The 15,025-nt window shown below is 44.6% G+C and carries 14 protein-coding genes; 5 read left to right on the top strand and 9 right to left on the bottom strand.

The window, feature by feature from the left end:
• Positions 1 to 18 precede the first annotated feature (18 nt).
• From coaE to yacG, 3 genes are all read left to right on the top strand, one after another.
• Positions 19 to 642 carry a dephospho-CoA kinase gene (gene coaE / locus Xish_RS03590; protein WP_099116751.1) on the top strand — a complete coding sequence of 208 codons (624 nt, stop codon included), beginning with the start codon at positions 19 to 21 and terminating at the stop codon, positions 640 to 642.
• The gene (gene zapD, locus Xish_RS03585; protein WP_099116750.1) at positions 635 to 1,393 is read left to right on the top strand and encodes a cell division protein ZapD; all 759 of its coding nucleotides are present in this window, start codon (positions 635 to 637) and stop codon (positions 1,391 to 1,393) included. The genes coaE and zapD overlap by 8 nt, the downstream gene beginning before the upstream one ends.
• Before the next feature lie 184 nt (positions 1,394 to 1,577).
• Positions 1,578 to 1,772 carry a DNA gyrase inhibitor YacG gene (gene yacG / locus Xish_RS03580; protein WP_099116749.1) on the top strand — a complete coding sequence of 65 codons (195 nt, stop codon included), beginning with the start codon at positions 1,578 to 1,580 and terminating at the stop codon, positions 1,770 to 1,772.
• Positions 1,773 to 1,869: 97 nt separating this feature from the next.
• Here the strand turns inward: yacG and mutT are convergent, their stop codons facing one another.
• Positions 1,870 to 2,274 (bottom strand): 8-oxo-dGTP diphosphatase MutT, encoded by a 405-nt coding sequence (gene mutT, locus Xish_RS03575; protein ID WP_099116748.1) that lies wholly within the window; start codon positions 2,272 to 2,274, stop codon positions 1,870 to 1,872.
• A gap of 228 nt (positions 2,275 to 2,502) precedes the next feature.
• Between mutT and Xish_RS03570 the strand changes: the two genes are divergently transcribed.
• Entirely contained in the window at positions 2,503 to 4,086 is a 1,584-nt protein-coding gene (locus Xish_RS03570; protein WP_099116747.1) for an ATP-binding cassette domain-containing protein, read from the top strand.
• A 136-nt stretch (positions 4,087 to 4,222) separates the two neighbouring features.
• On the opposite strand, the gene secA is transcribed toward Xish_RS03570, so the two are convergent.
• Positions 4,223 to 6,931 carry a preprotein translocase subunit SecA gene (secA, locus tag Xish_RS03565; RefSeq protein ID WP_099116746.1) on the bottom strand — a complete coding sequence of 903 codons (2,709 nt, stop codon included), beginning with the start codon at positions 6,929 to 6,931 and terminating at the stop codon, positions 4,223 to 4,225.
• 94 nt (positions 6,932 to 7,025) lie between these two features.
• Complete coding sequence (gene secM / locus Xish_RS03560) at positions 7,026 to 7,580, bottom strand: secA translation cis-regulator SecM (RefSeq protein ID WP_099116745.1); 555 nt, start codon at positions 7,578 to 7,580, stop codon at positions 7,026 to 7,028.
• A 37-nt stretch (positions 7,581 to 7,617) separates the two neighbouring features.
• On the opposite strand from secM, the gene Xish_RS03555 reads away from it, so the two are divergent.
• On the top strand, positions 7,618 to 8,154 hold the full coding sequence (locus Xish_RS03555; protein WP_099116744.1) for a DUF721 domain-containing protein: 537 nt from the start codon (positions 7,618 to 7,620) through the stop codon (positions 8,152 to 8,154).
• Between the two features lie 104 nt (positions 8,155 to 8,258).
• Here Xish_RS03555 and lpxC read toward each other — a convergent pair whose 3' ends face one another.
• From lpxC to murC, 6 genes are all read right to left on the bottom strand, one after another.
• Positions 8,259 to 9,176 carry a UDP-3-O-acyl-N-acetylglucosamine deacetylase gene (gene lpxC / locus Xish_RS03550; protein WP_099116743.1) on the bottom strand — a complete coding sequence of 306 codons (918 nt, stop codon included), beginning with the start codon at positions 9,174 to 9,176 and terminating at the stop codon, positions 8,259 to 8,261.
• A gap of 99 nt (positions 9,177 to 9,275) precedes the next feature.
• Positions 9,276 to 10,439, bottom strand: a complete 1,164-nt coding sequence (gene ftsZ / locus Xish_RS03545; protein WP_099116742.1) for a cell division protein FtsZ — start codon at positions 10,437 to 10,439, stop codon at positions 9,276 to 9,278.
• Between the two features lie 66 nt (positions 10,440 to 10,505).
• Entirely contained in the window at positions 10,506 to 11,762 is a 1,257-nt protein-coding gene (ftsA, locus tag Xish_RS03540) for a cell division protein FtsA (RefSeq protein ID WP_099116741.1), read from the bottom strand.
• Positions 11,763 to 11,794: 32 nt separating this feature from the next.
• The gene (ftsQ, locus tag Xish_RS03535; protein WP_099116740.1) at positions 11,795 to 12,610 is read right to left on the bottom strand and encodes a cell division protein FtsQ; all 816 of its coding nucleotides are present in this window, start codon (positions 12,608 to 12,610) and stop codon (positions 11,795 to 11,797) included.
• A 1-nt stretch (position 12,611) separates the two neighbouring features.
• The gene (locus tag Xish_RS03530; RefSeq protein ID WP_099116739.1) at positions 12,612 to 13,532 is read right to left on the bottom strand and encodes a D-alanine--D-alanine ligase; all 921 of its coding nucleotides are present in this window, start codon (positions 13,530 to 13,532) and stop codon (positions 12,612 to 12,614) included.
• Entirely contained in the window at positions 13,525 to 15,000 is a 1,476-nt protein-coding gene (murC, locus tag Xish_RS03525) for a UDP-N-acetylmuramate--L-alanine ligase (protein WP_099116738.1), read from the bottom strand. The genes Xish_RS03530 and murC overlap by 8 nt, the downstream gene beginning before the upstream one ends.
• Positions 15,001 to 15,025 lie beyond the last annotated feature (25 nt).

The raw sequence follows: 15,025 nt of genomic DNA, 5'->3' as shown, positions 1-15,025 counted from the left end.
GATCTTTAAAGGGATAGAATGACTTATATTGTTGCACTTACAGGTGGAATTGGTAGCGGTAAAACGACTATCTCTAATGTATTTTCATCCCTTGGTGTCACGCTTGTTGATGCAGATATTATCGCCAGAGAAGTTGTAGCCCCTGGCACTCCCGCACTACAAGCAATCGCAGAGCACTTTGGAGCCGACATATTATTGCCCGATGGTAGCCTTAATCGTGCCATGCTGCGCCAAAAAGTTTTTGCTGTCCCGAAAGAAAAACAGTGGCTCAACGCACTTTTACATCCACTGATCCAAGTGGAAACACAACGGCAATTAAACCAAGTAACCACCCCCTATGTCATCTGGGTCGTTCCTTTGCTCATTGAAAACAATTTAATGCATTTGGCAGATCGTGTTTTAGTTGTTGATGTCCCAATTGAAATACAGATCACCCGAACCATGGCCCGTGATGGAGTGAGCCGTGAGCAAGTAGAAAATATTCTGGCTGCACAAGCCAGCCGTCAGGACAGACTGGAAAAGGCAGATGATGTCATCGTTAACCACAGCAATGAACAGGATATTCCCCCTCTTGTGGCCGAACTACATCAACAGTATTTAAAACAAGCAGAATCAGTCAGACAGGAAAATCGTAATGAGTGATGCAACCTCTACTATTATTTTTGAACATCCACTCAATGAAAAAATGCGTTCATGGTTGAGGATTGAGTCTTCACTGCAACAGTTGGAAAAACAACGTTATCTGGATTCTCAGGCGAGTAGCCTCTCGTTTTTCCGTACAATTGCCGAATTAATTGAGATCCTGGAACGCGGTGAAGTGCGCTCTGAATTATTGAAAGAGTTGGATCGCCAACAGGTAAAATTGAAACAGTGGCTCGGTGCTCCGAATGCCGATACAGCTATGATACATAGTTTGACAGAGCAACTTAAAGAACGCAGCACTGCCTTGAATCAAGCTCCACGGCTTAGCCAATATATCAAAGAAGACCGGATTATCAGTATGGTACGTCAACGTCTCAGCATCCCAGGAGGATGTTGTAGTTTTGATTTGCCAACATTGCATCTGTGGTTACATTTACCACAATCTGTCAGGGATAAATCTGTCAAAGCCTGGCTGGATAGCCTTCGGCCATTACAACAAGCTCTGGAAAGTATTCTGAAACTCATACGCCATTCTGCCGTTTTCACCCCTAAAACCAGCCATAATGGATTTTATCAGGGGAATGCAGATGAAGCCGATCTACTGAGATTAAAATTGGACGTGGTACTAGATGCATTGGTTTACCCACAAATTTCCGGCTACAAAACACGTTTCGCAATCCGCTTTTTACCAATGGATAGTGAGCATGGTGTTGTACCTGCCCATTTGTCATTTGAATTGGCCTGCTGCTAACATATGCCCAATAAATTTCAAGTTGCAGTACGACAATAAGGGAATGAGTTCCCAATAGCATGGCTAATTTTGTATTGATAGAACTCTATTTTATCGATACGTCACTGAAACAGTGAGTTCAGCCAACAAAGCTGCGATATGAGAATGGAGGGTATGACCTTCAAATCAAGCGGGAGAGAGTATTATGTCTGAAGTATTGACTGTCGAATGTCCAACATGTGGCAACACGGTAGTATGGGGAGAAATTAGCCCACATCGCCCATTTTGTAGTAAACGTTGTCAATTAATCGACTTGGGCGAATGGGCCAGTGAGGAAAAGAAAATACCAAGCCAAAGTGACAGTTCAGAAAATGATAACTGGAGCGAACAGCCGGAATAGCATAAGTAATATCATGTAACGTATGTTATAGCGGTGCCTTTTTATTTGGCGCCGCTTATATTGGATGATTTAACTACCCCAATTTATTAAAAACTCTTTAACAGGAACCATTTTGGGTTAGAAAACTGACAATACTACGGTTTGCGGGAGGAAATTCATCAGCAATTAATTCTGATTGTAAAACCCAACGGGAAGGTTGCCCTTCTTTACCAAACGGCTCTTCCTCCCATTCATCAACCAGAAAAAAATCAAGAGTGATGCTTCTATCAGGAAAATCATGTTTGATGGTGTCAATTAATTCACAGTGCGTTACCGTGATCCCAACTTCTTCCTTTAATTCTCTAATCAATGCTTGCTCAGGTGTTTCACCCTGTTCAAGTTTTCCTCCAGGGAACTCCCAAAAGCCACCCATGTGTGAATCAGCCCTACGCTGAGTAATAAAAATTTCATCATTGCTATTTTTAATGATACCTGCTGCAATGTGCAGATGTTTTTTTTCCATAATCGTTTTTCTTACAGTTTATTATTTAACTTAGGTAACTATCTCTTGCAGATTACATTAAAATTAGTTTAAGCCGCAAATTTGTATTTCATTCCAAATATAATCTTTTTATTACCAATTACCTCTCTGGAAAAAACATATCATGTAAAAACAAGCTATAAACGTGTCAAAAATTAATCGACAAATAGAATTGAAACAACTATTTAAACAATTAAGGAAGCACGGTTTATGCTAAATGATGTTCAATCATTGATAGAAGCTAGGCAAATCGGCCATCAATTTTATGGTGAAGCCACTCCCTTGTTTTCTGGTATCGATATATTCCTAAATGTAGGGCAACATGCGTTAGTTGGGCGCAATGGTATTGGAAAATCCTGGCTGGCTTCGATATTGGCACAGCAGCTCCCTCCTACAGAAGGCAGTGTAAAACATTTTTGTGCTGTAGGTTATTTGTCACAAGGGTTAACACCTTTTTCCGGTAATGCCGCTGATATGCTGGGATTAAGCGAAATCATGAGAGCCAGTGAACGTGTTCTGGCGGGGGTTGGTGACGAAACAGATTTTGATGTTATGGAAGGTAACTGGGACTGGCAATTTCAAACTGAGTCTTTACTGGCAGAAGGTGAACTCAACTCAAGCATATTAAATCAACCTTTTAATTCCTTGAGCGGCGGAGAACAAACACGGGTCAGGTTGTTGGCTCTGAAACGTCAAGGCGCAGGTTTTATGATTTTGGATGAACCAAGCAATCACCTTGACCGACAAGGCCGCCAGTGGCTGGCTCAATGGCTAAGTGCTTTTGATGGAGGTATTTTACTGGTTACCCATGATACCGAACTATTACAATATGTATCGATTATTTATGAACTTAGTGGATTGGGACTATCTCGTAGTATTAGTGGATGGGAAACTTGGCTGGAAAGTAAGGAACAACTAAGGCTTGGTATCCAACGTGAAGTGGATCAAACTCAAAAAAATCTGAAACAAGCTTTGCGTGATAAACAAAAAGACCGTGAAAAAATCAGTAAAAGGCAAAGTCAAGGCAAACAAAAACGAGAAAATGCCAATCAGGCTCAAATCCTCCTTGATCGTCAACTTGGACGCTCAGAAGCCACTCTGTCACGGCAAGCAATACAGCACAAAGAACGGATTCAAAGGAGATCATCACTCGCCACAGATGCCAGAGAGAAACTGGAAATTATCGATCCGTTATCCATTGTAGTTGCAACCCCACAAACAGCTACAGCTCCTTTACTTTACTTACAAGATGTTATCTTACCTTTTGGATCAGAGTCCCCTATCAGCTTAACCATCAATAATAATGACCGCCTTGCTGTTATCGGTAAAAATGGCAGCGGGAAATCTACTCTACTGAAAGTAATGACTGGTTTACTTGCTCCCAAGCACGGCACTTGCCAAATAACATCTTCATATCGCTTGATGGATCAACATTTTTCGTTTCTTGATAAAAACCAATCTGCGCTGCATAACTTTCAATTGCAGTCACCAGGCTGGACAGAAGATCGTTACCGTACTCGGTTGGCACAATTGCGTATTCGCGGTGAGGAAGCCTTGAAACCTGTCGGTTATCTAAGTGGAGGAGAGCAACTTAAAGTCGCTCTGGCTTGCCTGTTTTGTGGGCCATATGCACCAGCCCTGTTGTTATTGGATGAACCAGATAACCATCTGGATATTGAGTCACGTGAACTGCTGCAACAAGCACTCTATGATTATACGGGTGCTATGGTACTTATCTCCCACGACGATAAATTCATTGAAAATGTAGGCAATATGCAGGAACTCGTATTATGACAAAACCCTCAAATCTATGCCTTAAGCAAGTTTTATTGAAAGATATTCTTGCAGGATAGGATCTAAGGGTTTTCATTAAATTAACCCGTGCCAATGGTAACTTAATTAACCACTTCCACTGGCACGACTTTTTTGCTTATAAACGACCGTGGCAATGCTTGTATTTTTTGCCAGAACCACATGGGCAAGGATCATTGCGTCCAACTTTACGCTCCCCCGTTGCCACTTGGGCTTCGGCTTTTGACATCAACGCGCCCTGTTCAACTTCATGGCTCAGATGTTGTTGTCTTGCCAAACGCTCGGCTTCTTCACGACGCTGCTGTTCAAGTGCCTCGACTTCTTCCGGCATTCTGACCTGAACTTTACTCAAGGTACTAATCACTTCATACTTCAGTGATTCCAGCATGTTGGCAAACATGGCAAAAGATTCACGTTTATACTCTTGTTTTGGATCTTTCTGAGCGTAACCGCGCAAGTGAATGCCTTGACGTAGATAATCCATTGCTGCCAGATGCTCTTTCCACAATGTATCCAGAGTTTGCAACATGATGCCTTTTTCAAAATTACGCATCATTTCTGTACCGACAATTTCTTCTTTTTGCTTATAAACTTCTATCGCCTTCTCAAGAATACGTTCACGCAATGTTTCTTCGTGCAATTCAGGCTCTTTGTCCAACCACTCTTTGACTGGCAAATTCAAATCGAAATCGTTGCTTAAACGTTCTTGTAAGCCTTCAACATCCCACATTTCTTCCAGTGATTGTGGTGGAATGTAAGCATCAATTGTTATTTTGAAGACATCTTCGCGAATGCTGGTGATGGTTTCGCTGACATCGCCCACATCCAGCAAATCGTTACGCTGAGCGTAAATTGCACGACGCTGATCGTTGGCAACATCATCATATTCCAGCAATTGTTTACGGATATCAAAGTTACGGCTCTCAACTTTACGCTGAGCATTCGCAATCGCTTTAGTTACCCATGGGTGCTCAATTGCTTCCCCTGGCTGCATACCAAGTTTACGCATCATACCGGTCACACGATCGGAAGCAAAAATACGCATCAAGGAGTCTTCCATTGAGAGGTAGAAACGTGAAGAACCCGCATCACCCTGACGTCCCGCACGACCACGTAATTGGTTATCAATACGGCGTGATTCATGACGTTCTGTACCGACAATATGTAAACCGCCCGCGGCCAATACCGCGTCGTGGCGCTCTTGCCATTCTGCCTTGATTTTCTCGATTTGTGCTTCAGTTGGCTCTTCCAATTTAGCAACTTCCGCTTGCCAGCTTCCTCCCAACATGATGTCTGTACCACGTCCAGCCATGTTGGTTGCAATCGTCACTGTACCAGACTGACCAGCCTGCGCGATGATATCAGCTTCCAATGCGTGGAATTTTGCGTTCAGAACGTTATGTACAATGCCAGCTTTCGTTAATGCGTTAGACACCAATTCCGATTTCTCAATCGAGATTGTTCCCACCAAAACAGGCTGACCACTGCTTGTCCGCTCCCTGATGTCTTCAATGATCGCATCAATTTTTTCCTTTTCTGTCATATAGATCAGATCCGGTAGATCCTGACGAACCATTGGGCGATTGGTTGGAATGACAATGGTATCTAGTTTGTAAATGGATCTGAATTCAAAGGCTTCCGTGTCGGCGGTTCCTGTCATACCTGCCAATTTTTCGTATATACGGAAATAGTTCTGGAATGTGATTGACGCCAGAGTCTGGTTTTCATTCTGAATCTCGACACCTTCTTTCGCTTCTACAGCCTGATGCAGACCATCAGACCAACGACGTCCTTGCATGGTACGCCCTGTATGCTCATCAACGATGATGACCTCACCCTCTTTAACGATGTAGTCAACATCACGGGTAAACAGGGCATGAGCGCGCAGGGCGGCTGTCACATGGTGCATCAGCATGATATTGGTCGGCGAATATAAAGATTCACCTTCATCCATCAATTTGGCATCCACCAATAACTCTTCAATCAATACCAGACCACGCTCTGTCAGGTTGACTTGGCGTGTTTTTTCATCAACAGAGAAATGTCCTTCTCCTTGGAAGGTATCTGAATCCTCTTTTTCCTGACGAACCAGTTTCGGGATCAGCTTGTCTACTTTGATGTAAAGCTCAGAGCTGTCTTCCGCAGGTCCTGAAATAATCAGTGGGGTACGAGCTTCGTCGATCAGAATCGAGTCAACTTCATCCACCAACGCATAGTGCAATTTACGTTGAACTCGCTCTTCTGGACTAAATGCCATATTGTCACGCAAATAGTCAAAGCCAAACTCATTGTTAGTACCGTAAGTGATATCCGCAGCATAAGCCTCACGTTTTGCCGGCGCTGGCATATTCGGTAAGTTAATGCCGACACTCAAACCAAGAAACTCAAACAGGGGGCGGTTATTTTCAGCATCGCGTTGTGCCAGATAATCGTTCACGGTCACAATGTGAACGCCTTTGCCACTTAGGGCATTAAGATAAGCGGGCAATGTTGCGGTCAATGTCTTCCCTTCACCAGTACGCATTTCTGCTATACAGCGTTCGTTCAAGACCATCCCGCCCAACAACTGCACATCAAAATGGCGCATACTAAATACACGCTTACTGGCTTCACGTACCGTAGCGAACGCTTCTGGCAGAATTTTATCCAGTGATTCTCCCTCTTTTAAACGGGCACGAAATTGTTCTGTTTTCGCTTTCAGTTCTTCATCAGAGAGTTTTTCAAAGTTCGGCTCCATACGGTTGATTTCATCAACCACTTTGCGCAAACGGCGCAAGGTACGGTCATTGCGGCTACCAAAAATCTTTGTCAGTAATTTAATCAGCATAATTAGTACATCTCAGATAGGGCTATTGTTGTAGCCACTCAATCATTTATTAAAAATTGTCTTATTACACTTAGATTGAAATAAGACAGCAGCATTAAAGCAAAAATAGATGATTGAGCGTTGGCCCTGCCCTAATTCCCTGAACTTTAGCAATCCAGAGAGCTGGAGTATAGGTTTCAGGAAGCACAACATCTGCCATCGCAACATCTGAGATAATTTCTTCAAATGGCGCTGGTGCTTGTGTCAGCATGGCATACAACGTATCCAGCATAAGCCGTTGCATGGATGGAGAAGAAATCCGGGTACTTGCTTTTGCGTCTTCGTACTTGACGGGTTCAGCAACTGAAAAAGCAAAAGAAAGTTGACGGATCACATTACGGACGGCATGTTGCTGCCAGTAATTTAGATAATTAGCGGGTTGACGCTGAACACTTTTTAATTGGAGCAAATGTAATTTAAATAAGTGTTCAAAAGAGGAAAGCGCTTGATGGTGGCTACCCTGAGCAGACGAAGCATTTGTATGATGCGGGCCTTCTGCCACTCCGGCGAAAACAGTAGGAACACCAATTCCTGTAGCAACCATGCCCAGTAAAAGGTGAGACCAAAAATAACGCCTACCAAATTGTCGCCAAAGATTTAAAATACTCATTAATCCTTCATTAATAAATACTGGAACTGCCCCTATTATGCGAGATAGCCGCCCACAATCACTGGATAAGCTGTTTGAAGACGCGGCAACTGTCGGAAAAAGCCCACTTCAAATCATTCAACAACATGCCATCGCATTACTAAAACTCAACCGAGCTGTTCTCAGTTTGCTTCCTGCACAATTGCACCCATGGTGCAGGGTTGCCAATTATCGCAAACAAATTCTGGTACTGGAAGCAGGAAATGCCAGTTGGATGACTCGGCTGCGTTATGAGATCCCTGTCTTGTTGTCCACATTGAGGAGCGAAATTCTACCATCTTTATCCTCAATCGACATCAGGATTAACCCATCATTAATGGTTAAGTGTGATAATAATGAACAAGAGTTCCCAAAATTATCAACAAAAGTATTCAGTAATGATAATCAGGAATTGCCAAAGCGCCAGCTTACTCATGCAAGTGCAAAAACATTAATGATATTGGCTGAAAACAGCCCTGAAAGATTAAAAAGGAAATTGGAACGGTTGGCTGCACTGGCCGGAGAGGGTACCAGTACAGCCAAGAAGAAGCGCTAACGCCGAATGAAAAACATCAGAGAAAGGAGCGTAATAGATAACATAACCCATTGGTGCATCATAGGAATGTTCTCAACATTCTTTATCAATACACATGTCAGCCATTATGCCAACACCAGTGATGGAGCGCGGAAAGCTAATGGCATTTCTGCTGCATCTTCAAATGTGACAAATTCCCAAGCGCTTTCTTGTGCTAAAACAGTTTGCAATAACTTGTTGTTTAATGCATGACCTGATTTAAACGCAGTAAAGGCACCAATGATATTATATCCACACATAAACAGATCGCCGATGGCATCTAACATTTTATGGCGGACGAATTCATCTTCAAAACGCAAACCATCTTCATTGAGCACGCGGTAGTCATCAACTACAATCGCACAATCAAAGCTGCCACCGAGGCACAAGCCTTGAGATTGCAGATACTCAATATCGCGCATAAATCCGAAAGTACGCGCACGACTAATTTGGCGAACAAACGCATCCGCAGAGAAATCGAGGCTATAGCGCTGTGTACTCGCATCAATCGCCGGATGATTAAAGTCGATGGTAAAATCCAGGCTGAAACCATGATATGGCGCTAATTCCGCCCATTTATCACCGTCTTCCACACGAACATTTTCTTTCATTCGCACAAATTTCTTCGCGACATTCAGCTCTTCAATACCCGCATCCAATAACAGGAAAATAAACGGGCTAGCACTGCCATCCATAATCGGGATCTCTGGTGCATCGACTTCAATAACAATATTGTCGATCCCTAAACCTGCCAGCGCTGCATTCAAATGCTCAACTGTTGAAATACGCACATTATGCTCATTCACCAGACAAGTGCAGAGCATAGTATCACGCACAGATTTGGCATCTGCCGGAAAATCAACCGGAGGATTCAAGTCAGTACGACGATAGATGACCCCGGTATTAGCCGGCGCTGGACGCATTGTCAGCGTGACTTTTTTACCGGTGTGCAAACCGACGCCGGTCGCTTGAACAATACGTTTTAGTGTCCTTTGTTTGATCATCGTTTATATCTCGCAATGTAACTTATCCCGCCAATCACTATAATGCATGACTGGCAGGATATTTTAACACAAAAAGCGGAGAAGCCAATTTTTTAGCAATTAATCAGCCTGCTTACGCAAAAATGCAGGAATATCCAGGTAATCAGGCTCTTTGCTCGTATGTGCATTCTGGTCATTGACAACTTTTGCTACCGTTTTATTCTCATCGGATAATGAAGAGATTCCACCCGATATTTGCTGGTAACGGCGCTCCATCGTGTTTGTCTGAGGAGTCTTGTTATTGGTCACCAGGGTGATTTCTGGACGTTTATCCATGCCAATGCCGGTTGCCACAACGGTTACACGCAGCTCATCATTCATGTCTGGATCCAGTGACGTACCGATAACCACCGTTGCATTATCAGAAGCAAATGCACGGATTGTGTTACCCACTGTTTCAAATTCATCCAAACGCAGGTCGAAGCCCGCTGTAATGTTGACCAGAACACCACGTGCACCAGAAAGATCAATATCTTCCAACAATGGGCTGGAGATAGCCATCTCTGCGGCTTCTTCCGCACGATCTTCGCCTTGTGCAATACCTGACCCCATCATGGCGTAACCCATTTCCGACATCACGGTACGAACGTCAGCGAAGTCAACATTCATCAGACCTGGGCGAGTAATCAGTTCGGCAATACCCTGAACCGCTCCTTTCAGAACATCATTGGCTGCACCGAATGCATCCAACAGGGAAATGCCTCGTCCCAGGACTTTCAATAACTTGTCATTTGGAATAGTGATCAATGAGTCCACATGTTTGGACAGTTCAGTGATCCCTTGTTCCGCGAAGGCCATACGTTTTTTGCCTTCGAAATTAAATGGCTTAGTGACGACGGCAACGGTCAAAATGCCAAGTTCTTTGGCAATTTCAGCCACAACAGGGGCTGCCCCCGTTCCCGTACCACCCCCCATACCTGCGGCAATAAATACCATATCTGCACCTTCTAGTGCAGTACGCAATGATTCGCGGTCTTCTTCCGCAGCAGTACGACCAACCTCAGGGTTCGCACCAGCGCCTAATCCTTTCGTAATGCCGTTGCCAATCTGGATAGTCTGACCAACAGCCGTCTTACGCAGTGCTTGAGCGTCCGTGTTAACCGCAAAGAAGTCAACTCCTTCAATACGCTCACGCACCATGTGCTCCACAGCATTACCGCCGCCGCCGCCGACGCCGATGACTTTAATCACCGCGTCGTTGGTTAATTCCAGTGGTTCAAACATAATTTCTCTCCGTTTTGTGCCTTTATATCGAGGCCGGCGACATTGTCATGGCCCCTGTATAAAAAATCAAAATTCTTTTTTCAGCCAGTTGCTGACTTTCTTAAACCAGCCACTTACTGACGTTCTTTTATCGGCATCAGAATCTCCGCCAAGGTGGGATTCTTTGCCATAATGCAGAAGTCCAAGCGCTGTTGAGTAGCAAGGCTCCTGCACATAATCTGTCAATCCAGTGATGTTCAGGGGGCGGCCAATGCGAACCTGGGTATGAAATACCCGCTGAGCACATTCGGCCAGACCATCAATCTGGGCGCCTCCTCCTGTCAGGACAATCCCTGCCGCCAGGTGGTGTTTTACTCCCTGCTGCCGCAATTGCTCCTGCAATCGCAAAATCTCATCGTTCACTAAATTCAGCAGTTCGGTATAACGGGGTTCGATCACTTCAGCCAATGTTTGACGCTGCAAGCTACGAGGAGGGCGTCCTCCCACACTCGGAACTTCTACACTCTCATCCTTGCTCACTATCGAACCCAATGCGCAACCATGACGAACCTTGATGGTTTCAGCATCACTTGGAGGAGTACCAAACGCATAGGCGATATCACTTGTCACCACATTGCCTGCATAAGGAATTACCTTGGTATGACGTAATGCACCGCCAGTGTATACAGCGATATCCATCGTGCCGCCGCCGATATCAACGACGCACACCCCCAATTCACGTTCATCTTCTGTTAACACAGCATAACTTGCTGCCAGTCCTGCAAAAATAAGTTGATCAACTTTCAACCCACAACGTTCTACAGCTTTTACGATGTTTTTCGCCATGTCGTTATGGCAGGTAATCAAATGGACTTTCGCCTGCATACGCACGCCAGAGAGTCCAACCGGATTTTTGATCCCTTCCTGATAGTCAATCGCGTATTCCTGTGGGATCACATGCAAAATACGGTGTTCATCACGAACACGAACTGACTTAGCTGTATGGACAACACTGTCCACATCATCCTGTGTGACTTCTTCTTCCGAAACCGGCACCATGCCAATTTCGTTCTGGCAACTGATATGCTTGCCGGAAAGTGCCAGATAGACTGAAGATATCTGGCAATCCGCCATCAGTTCAGCCTGATCAATGGCACGCTGTACGCACTTGACGACCGATTCAAGATCGTTGACACCGCCTTTATCCATGCCGCGGGATGGGCAATTTCCTACTCCGATAATATTGACCATACCATCGGGCAGAATTTCACCAACCAAGGCAGATACCTTTGCTGTACCAATTTCAAGGCCAACTACCAATTTTCTGTCCGTTGATTTGATCATCGTTATTCTGCCTGTCTCTGTATTATTACCAGTCACTGTTTGTTTTCTTGCTCGTTTATTGAAACCGGCGTATCAGTTAATAAAGGAGCCCAACCTACTGCAGCACCGCTGTCATAACGCAAGTCAACATAAGCCACACGTTTTTCAGTGTTTTTTAACAACACCGGATAAAGTTCAACAAAACGTTTCATTCGCTCCATTTTATCTCGATTTCCTAGCTCTAAACGGATATCGTTATCCAATATCAGTTGCCAGGAATTACGTGCTGTCATGATCACTGCTTTCAGTTTCATCTGGTGTTTTTCAAGAAAAGCTGCCATTGTGTGGTATTCACTCAATGCGTCCTTTTCTTTGCCTTCTGGTCCATACAACATCGGATACTGCCCATTTGCACTGCGCTCTATAGGCAGGCTAAATACCCGACCTTCATCATCTAACAATTGGGTATCATTCCAGCGCACATAAGGTACGTATTCTACCAGATGTATTTTAAGTTCATCAGGCCATTGTTTCCGAACAGTGACCTGCCGGATCCACGGCAGTTGTTCAATCTTTTCCTGAATGCCGTTGACATCCTGAGTCATAAATGTTCCAGGAGATCCCAGGGACAAAATAGACTGCCTTACATCATCATTCGTGGTGTAATGTCGCTCACCAGTCAGTACCAGCTTTGAGAGTGGTAATCTGCTAGGATCTTTCATCCAATCCAGTGTCATCCAGCCCCCCCATATGATGATACCGACGACCATCAAGAAGAAGGCAATCCCAGTCAGATAGTAGCCATTACTGGGACGAGCTCTCTGCGCTTCAATCTCCCGCTCCCGGATATTCCGGGCTGCCTGCGACATATTAATCAGCCAGCTCCAAAATTTTCGCTACGAGTTGAGAAAAACTTAATCCAGCCTGACGCGCAGCAGTTGGCACAAGGCTATGACTGGTCATACCCGGGGAAGTATTGGCTTCCAACAGGTAGAAATTACCCTTCCCATCATCCATGATATCAACTCGCCCCCAGCCATGACATCCCAGCGCCTTATATGCCTTTAAGGCGATATCTAATAGCTCTTGCTCTTTTTCCGCACTCAAGCCGCTTGGACAAAAATATTGCGTTTGGTTCGAAATATATTTCGCATCATAATCATAAAATGTGTTTGAAACCTGAATACGGATAGAAGGAAGAGCCTCATCCCCCAAAAATCCGACGGTATATTCAGGACCAAACAGCCATTTTTCGACCAATACATTAGTATCGTATTTAAATGCCAGCTCCAGAGCGTCACGCAATTCAGCATACTCATTCACTTTGGTCATCCCTACACTGGAGCCTTCCAGATTCGGTTTAATCATTAATGGCAAACCTAGTTCTTGAACATACTCTTTGAGTTGTAAATCATTAAGTTGTTCAAATTTTAGAGAATTAATTACGACATAAGGTGAAATAGGCAGTTTTGCTCCCTGCCAGAGCTGTTTTGTGCGCATTTTGTCCATTGACAAGGCAGATGCCATTACTCCGCTGCCGGTATAAGGAATTTGCAAAAATTCCAGCAAACCTTGCAATGTACCATCTTCACCACCGCGACCGTGCAGTGCGATAAAGACTTTATTGAATCCTTCCTCTTTGAGTTTAGTCACATCAAAGTCTTTTGTATCAACTGAATAGGCATTAATGCCCGCTTCCTTCAGCCCTGCCACAACCGCATGCCCTGATTGCAATGAAACTTCGCGTTCAGCGGAAGTTCCGCCCAACAGAACAGCAACTTTATCAACCATGATGTTCTCCCTCATAAAAAGATGGCTGCAATTTTGTTTCAGCCAAATTGCGCGCTATTTTACCGATATTTCCGGCACCCTGTACCAAAACTAAATCATTGTTTTCTATCACCTGTGACAGAATGATTGAAACTTGTTCAGGTTCTGATACAAAAATCGGGTCCAATTTGCCACGACTGCGGATAGTACGGCATAAAGAACGGCTATCCGCGCCAGGGATCGGCGTTTCACCTGCGGCATACACATCCAACATTAATAGAACATCTACCTGACTCAGAACATTGGCAAAATCATCATATAAATCACGAGTTCTTGTATAACGGTGTGGCTGGAATACCATGACAATGCGTTTATCCCCCCAACCCGCTCGTGCAGCTTTAATCGTGGCATCAACTTCTGTTGGGTGATGACCATAATCATCAACCAACATCACACTACCTTCTTTGTCATTAATATGTTTAAGAGGAAAATTTCCCAGAAAATCAAAGCGGCGTCCGGTTCCCTGAAACTCAGCCAGAGAGGCCAGAATGGCGGTATCATCAATGCCTTCTTCTGTTGCCACTGCAACCGCGGCAGTTGCATTCAGCGCATTGTGGCGGCCAGGGGCATTTAACACTACATGCAAATCCGGCAAATCCAACCGGCTGATAGTGAAAAATCCCTGAGCGCCTTTCTGCTCATAGTGGGTAATACGGACGTCTGCTTCCTCACTGAAACCATAGGTTGTGATATAACGCCCAATTTGGGGGATTAGTTCTTTCACAACAGGATCGTCAATACACATAACCGCACGCCCATAAAATGGCAGGTTATGCAGGAAGTTAACGAACGTTTGCTTTAAGTTTTCGAAATCCCCTTGGTAGGTATCCATGTGGTCAGCTTCAATATTGGTGACAACTGCCATCATGGGCTGCAAGTGCAAGAATGAAGCATCACTTTCATCTGCTTCTGCAATCAGATAGCGGCTGCTACCTAAGCGAGCATGCGTCCCTGCCGCTTTGACCAACCCACCATTCACAAATGTAGGATCAAGACCTGCCTGTGCATAAATGCCAGCAATCATTGCCGTCGTCGTGGTTTTTCCATGCGTTCCCGCAATAGCGATACCGTGGCGATAACGCATCAGCTCTGCCAGCATTTCCGCACGACGGATAACCGGGATACGCGCTTCCCGCGCAGCCACAATTTCTGGGTTTTCCGCCGAAATAGCCGTGGATGCCACCACTACACTAGCGTCACGCACATTTTCTGGACGGTGATTGAAATAAATAGTTGCACCCAGTGCAATCAATTGCTGTGTGACAGGATTGGGCGCCAGATCAGAACCACTTATCTGATAACCTTCATTAGCCAACACCTCGGCGATACCACCCATGCCAGCACCACCAATGCCAACAAAGTGGATATGCCTGACTTTTCTCATTTCAGGCACTGAAGCTCTTAATTTCGCCAACTGTTGTGTATTCACGTTTTAATCTTCACTCGTTATGTTT

The organism is Xenorhabdus ishibashii, from assembly GCF_002632755.1.
GTDB lineage: Bacteria > Pseudomonadota > Gammaproteobacteria > Enterobacterales > Enterobacteriaceae > Xenorhabdus > Xenorhabdus ishibashii.
This window is presented reverse-complemented; position numbering and strand designations above follow the sequence as displayed.

Excerpts from the sequence above, each read along its gene's own strand:
- Xish_RS03570 (WP_099116747.1), top strand. The coding sequence starts at position 2,503 with ATGCTAAATGATGTTCAATCATTGATAGAAGCTAGGCAAATCGGCCAT.
- secM (WP_099116745.1), bottom strand. The coding sequence starts at position 7,580 with ATGAGTATTTTAAATCTTTGGCGACAATTTGGTAGGCGTTATTTTTGG.
- Xish_RS03530 (WP_099116739.1), bottom strand. The coding sequence starts at position 13,532 with ATGGTTGATAAAGTTGCTGTTCTGTTGGGCGGAACTTCCGCTGAACGC.
- coaE (WP_099116751.1), top strand. The coding sequence starts at position 19 with ATGACTTATATTGTTGCACTTACAGGTGGAATTGGTAGCGGTAAAACG.
- yacG (WP_099116749.1), top strand. The coding sequence starts at position 1,578 with ATGTCTGAAGTATTGACTGTCGAATGTCCAACATGTGGCAACACGGTA.
- ftsQ (WP_099116740.1), bottom strand. The coding sequence starts at position 12,610 with ATGTCGCAGGCAGCCCGGAATATCCGGGAGCGGGAGATTGAAGCGCAG.
- secA (WP_099116746.1), bottom strand. The coding sequence starts at position 6,931 with ATGCTGATTAAATTACTGACAAAGATTTTTGGTAGCCGCAATGACCGT.
- ftsA (WP_099116741.1), bottom strand. The coding sequence starts at position 11,762 with ATGATCAAATCAACGGACAGAAAATTGGTAGTTGGCCTTGAAATTGGT.
- mutT (WP_099116748.1), bottom strand. The coding sequence starts at position 2,274 with ATGGAAAAAAAACATCTGCACATTGCAGCAGGTATCATTAAAAATAGC.
- zapD (WP_099116750.1), top strand. The coding sequence starts at position 635 with ATGAGTGATGCAACCTCTACTATTATTTTTGAACATCCACTCAATGAA.
- lpxC (WP_099116743.1), bottom strand. The coding sequence starts at position 9,176 with ATGATCAAACAAAGGACACTAAAACGTATTGTTCAAGCGACCGGCGTC.
- ftsZ (WP_099116742.1), bottom strand. The coding sequence starts at position 10,439 with ATGTTTGAACCACTGGAATTAACCAACGACGCGGTGATTAAAGTCATC.
- Xish_RS03555 (WP_099116744.1), top strand. The coding sequence starts at position 7,618 with ATGCGAGATAGCCGCCCACAATCACTGGATAAGCTGTTTGAAGACGCG.